This window comes from Hyalangium sp., from assembly GCF_035629615.1.
Classification (GTDB): Bacteria; Myxococcota; Myxococcia; order Myxococcales; family Myxococcaceae; genus Hyalangium.
The window spans coordinates 1-4,572 of record NZ_DASPHO010000648.1; the positions used below are offsets into that span (position 1 = coordinate 1).

Sequence of the window (4,572 nt, forward strand, 5' to 3'; positions counted from 1 at the left end):
GAGCGAGCCAGCGCGTCGAACCGCTCCTCGTCCAGGCCCAGCAGAGGGAGCCGGAGGTCGCCCTCCACGATGTTCAGCCGTGCCTCGAAGCCGTCGTCCCACAGGCCACGCGACTGGAGCGCGGCACGGATGCGCTCTCGGCCCTTCCGGCCTCCCGAGGTGCGAACGAGGCAGTGCACCCGCGCGCTCGTGCGCACCAGCAGATCCCGGAGGAGCTGGGCACCCAGAGAGCCCGTCGCTCCGGTGAGCAGCACCTCCGTGGGAGTTCCCAAGCGTGGCGGCTCGGCTTCTGCGGGAGCCAGCTCTGGCGGAAGCACCGCGTCCGCGAGCATCTGCTCCAGCATGCTTGCGTGGGGCGTATGGGAGCGCTCTCCCGCCGCCAGTCTCGCGAGGGATTCGAGGTCAGGGTGGTCGAGCAGCTCCTCCAGGCGAATCTCCCGTCCCGCTTGCTGAGACAGGACATCCAGCAGGCCCATGAGGCCGAGCGAGTCGAGCCCGGACCGCGTGACGGGGAGCCGGGGATCCACGGAGTCCACTGGGACGCCGAGCTGGGCTGCCACGTACTCCAGGAGCTTCGCGACGAGCGGCTCGGCAGTAAGTGCCTCCGCGCCAGGCTGAGGGGGAGTGGAGACCTCGCGTGCCAGCTCGTTCATGCTCCCGGACAGGAACGCCTCTCGGCAGGCGAACCGCTGCAGCTTTCCACTCGACGTCTTGGGCAGCGCCTTCGGAGGGATGAGGCTCACCGCGTGGAGCGCGATGCCGTGCTGGGCCGCCACCTCGGTCCGGATGGCTCGCGTGACGGTCTCCCACGTCGCGGACTCCGGGAGCTTGCGTGGCTCCACCTCTGCCATCACCACGGCGCGCTCTTCGCCATCCTGCTCCATCGAGAATGCGGCGATGCACCCGGGACGAATCGCCGGGTGCGCCTGCTCCACGGTGCGCTCCAGGTCCTGCGGGTAGTGGTTCTTCCCCCGGATGATGAGCACGTCCTTGATGCGCCCGGTCACGAACAGCTCGCCCTCCCACAGGAAGCCCAGATCTCCGGTGCGCAGGTAGGGCCCTGTTCCATCCGCCAGCTGGGCCCGGAAGGTCCGTGCGGTGGCCTCGGGCTTGTCCCAGTAGCCGCCCGCGACGCTCGGGCCGGCGATCCAGATCTCGCCCACACGCCGCTCCTCGCAGCGGCTGCGCGCGTGAGGATCCACGATGATGACCTCCACGTCAGCGTGAGCCGCGCCACAGCCCACGAGGGAGGTGGCGGGAGCCTCCGGTGCCAGCGGTTCCGCCGCGAGCCCCCTCAGCAGCCTGCTGGAGTCAAATGCCCGAAGGGAGGGTGTACCCGCCCGCAGGTGACCCGTGACGAGCAGTGTCGCCTCGGCCAGGCCGTACACAGGACGGACGGACCTCCACTGAAGCCCCTGGGGCGTGAAGGTGTGGACGAACCGCTCCAGCGTCTCCCGGCGAATGGGCTCCGCTCCGTTGTACACCACGCGCCAGCGACTCAGGTCCAGGCGCTCGCGCTCCTCGGGGGACACCTTCCGGAGGCAGAGCTCGTAGGAGAAGTTAGGGCCCCCGCTGTTGGTGGCGCCGTAGCGAGAGATCGCCTCGAGCCAGCGTGTTGGGCGCTGGAGGAAGGCACCCGGAGGCATCGAGTAAGCGGGATAGCCTCCGAAGAGCGGCAGCAGGGTTCCCTCGATGAGCCCCATGTCGTGGTAGACGGGCAGCCACGAGACGAACACGCTCTGCGCATCATTGCCCTCGGTGGCATCGATGTACGCCAGGTTGTGGAGCAGGTTGGTGTGGCTCACCATCACGCCCTTGGGCGAGGAGGTGGAGCCCGAGGTGTACTGAAGGAACGCGAGGCCCTCGCGTAGGGAAGGGGCCAGCCGCCCCGTCTCCTCGCGAGCCACCGCATCCGTTGCCATCCACTGGGCTTGGGCCAGCTCTGGAGCGCTGGGCAGGAGTGCCTCAGCCATCTCCGCGATGGTCTCTTGAGTGAGCAGGAACCGCGGCCGGGCGTCGCGGGCAACGCCGCGCAGCCGCGCCACTCCCCGGTCATCACCCATCAGCGAGGGAGGGAACACGGGCACCGCGACGGCGGAGGCGTAGAGGCACCCGAAGAAGGCGGAGATGAAGTCCAGGCCCGGCGGGTAGAGCAAGAGCGCGCGCTCACCCGCGCCGCCGAGCGCGTGGAGCCTCGCGGCGATGGCGCTCGCCCGGCGATCGAGCTCCGCGTACGTGAGCGTCTCCGCCTCCGTCTCTCCGTCCTCGAGGAAGGTATAGGCCCGGGCCTCGGGCGTTCGTTCGGCGCGCTGGCGCAGCAGCTCGCCCAGGGTTCGGGGAGTGTGGGTCATGTTGGGGCCTCAGGCGGCGGTGGAGAGGGTGACGAGGAAGTCGACGTAGCGCTGGCGGACCTGTGCCTTGTTCCGCTCCAGGTCCTCGAGCCGCCAGTCCGAGGTGGACACAGCGGGCAGCACGTGGACATGCACGGTGCAGGGGCTCGAGCCGAACCCCTTCCCCGGGTTGCTCTCGGGAGGAATCCGGACGAACAGCGGGACGATCGGCGCGTGCAGCTCGGTGGCCAGGTGGAAGGTCCCCCTGTTGAAGGTGCCCATCTGTCCTGTGGTGACGCGAGTCCCCTCGGGGCTGAGGAGCACGGAGTCACCGGTGCGCTGGAGCTTCGCCGTGGCAGCCTGGAAGCAGCGCGTTCGTGCCTCAGGGAGGCGCTGAGGGGGCGTGAAGAATGTCCCCACCATCCACGCGGCGAGGCCAAAGGGAGGCATGGCCCAGGAGGCTCGCTTCATGAAGTAGCGCGTGCGTGGCAGGCGCAGCGAGAGCAGGACGAACATGTCCAGCGTGGAGGTGTGATTGAAGGTGTAGACACACGGGCCCGGGGGCAGCGGCGCGTCCGCGTGGAGGACGACCTTCACCCCCAGCACTCCGAGGATGGCCCGGGACATCCATGCGCCCAGCACCTCGGCGCAGAACCGGCGCGCGCCGCCGAGGGTGAGGACACGTGCCAAGAGCATGGAGACGGCGGCGAAGGTCACGAGTCCACACCCCGCGGCCATGTTCAATGCGATGCGGACTCCGCTCGGGCGGGACATGGCGCCGTCACCGCTTCCCGCAGACGACCGTCTGCATGGCCAGGTTCAGCTGCTTCTCGAAGAGCAGGACGGGCGTGAGCGCGAGCTGCCCGGCGAAGTACGGATAGATGGCCTTCGAGAGGTTGAGCCCCTTGCCCTTGAGCACCCGGAAGGCGGCGCCCGAGAACAGGTAGAAGTACGCGGGGAAGGAGCCGTAGGGCAGGTAGTCGATGACCTCGAAGCCGGCTCGCTCCACCATGCGCAGCAGGCTCTGCTTGTCGTAGAGGGTGGTGTGCTGCGGCGCCTGGAGGCCAGGCCAGCGATCGCCGTAGAGCTTGAAGGAGACACTGTCCAGACGGGGCACTTCGATGACGAGCCGCCCGCTCTGCTTCAGCACCGCGCTCGCCTTGGCCAGCGTGCGCCGTGGATCGTAGTCGTGCTCGAGGAAGTGCCACATGGTCACGAGATCGAAGCGCTCGCTCCCCAGGTCCTGCTCGTAGAAGAGGCCCTGGCGGAAGTCGACACCCTCCAAGGAGGCGTGGCCGCGCAGATCCTTGAAGTCCACACCGCAGACGCGGGAGCCATGACGCTGGCGGATGCGCTGGAGGAAGGTGCCCACCGCGCACCCCACGTCAAGCACCTCACTGTGCGCGTCGAGCGTCACGTAGCGGCTCACGGTCCGGTCCTTGTCCCGATCGTGCTTGCCCATGACGTGCTCGTACAGTGGGGTGAGCACGCCCCAGTCGGTCTTCTTGCGGTGCGCGATGTACTCGTCGTCGTAGTAGTCGGTGATGCGCTCGATGACGATCCGCGGGTGCTGGTACACCAGCCCGCACGACTCGCAGCGGACGAAGCGGAAGGTGCCGGGCTTGCCGGTGAGATCATCCTCCGCGGTGATGAAGTCCGAGCGCGAGTCGCTGCCACAGCAGTAGCAGGCGACGGCCTCGAAGAGGGAGGGGGCGGGCGGCTCGAGTGGACGTGCGGCGCTCATGGACGGCTCCTCAGGGTGAAGTTCAGGGTCTGTAGGAAGGACAGGGCGAAGACGGCATCACCGAGCGGCCCCACGCCTCCGTGCGCGAGGCTGCGCCGGTAGAGCGCGCCGAGCAGCAGGGGGGCGCAGAGGCACAGCGCGAGCTGGAGGCCCGCGAGCACTCCGTGGCTCGGAGGCGCCAGGCCGAGGGCCACCGAGAGAGCCCATAGGCCCAGCAGCTCGGCCCGAAGCAGCAGCGGCATCCCGGGTCTGCTCAGGAGCCTACGGTCGTGGAGCAGCTCATGAACGCAGAAGCAGAGGTAGACGAGCCCAGGCACCAGCGGTGGGAGCACACCCTCGCCCGAGGCCAGGTAGAGGAGCACGACGAACGCAGGGTACTTGAGGAGCAGCCCGTGGGCCGCCAGCGCTCCACGCGAGAGCCGCGGAGCCAACCCTCGGTACCAGACCAGGCCCAGAGCGCAGAGCGCCGCGTACCCCATGAGCGCACGGGGAGCATGG

General features: G+C 68.8%; 4 protein-coding genes. All 4 read right to left on the reverse strand.

The window, feature by feature from the left end; all coding sequences use genetic code 11:
• The coding region (locus tag VD972_RS33160) for an AMP-binding protein (protein ID WP_324992800.1) at nt 1–2,351 on the reverse strand (2,351 nt) is incomplete at its 3' end.
• A gap of 9 nt (nt 2,352–2,360) precedes the next feature.
• A complete protein-coding gene (locus VD972_RS33165) occupies nt 2,361–3,104 on the reverse strand; it encodes a lysophospholipid acyltransferase family protein (protein WP_324992801.1) in 744 nt (247 codons plus the stop codon).
• 7 nt (nt 3,105–3,111) lie between these two features.
• Nucleotides 3,112–4,074, reverse strand: a complete 963-nt coding sequence (locus VD972_RS33170) for a class I SAM-dependent methyltransferase (protein WP_324992802.1) — start codon at nt 4,072–4,074, stop codon at nt 3,112–3,114.
• The coding region (locus VD972_RS33175) for a hypothetical protein (RefSeq protein ID WP_324992803.1) at nt 4,071–4,572 on the reverse strand (502 nt) is incomplete at its 5' end. The genes VD972_RS33170 and VD972_RS33175, both read right to left, overlap by 4 nt.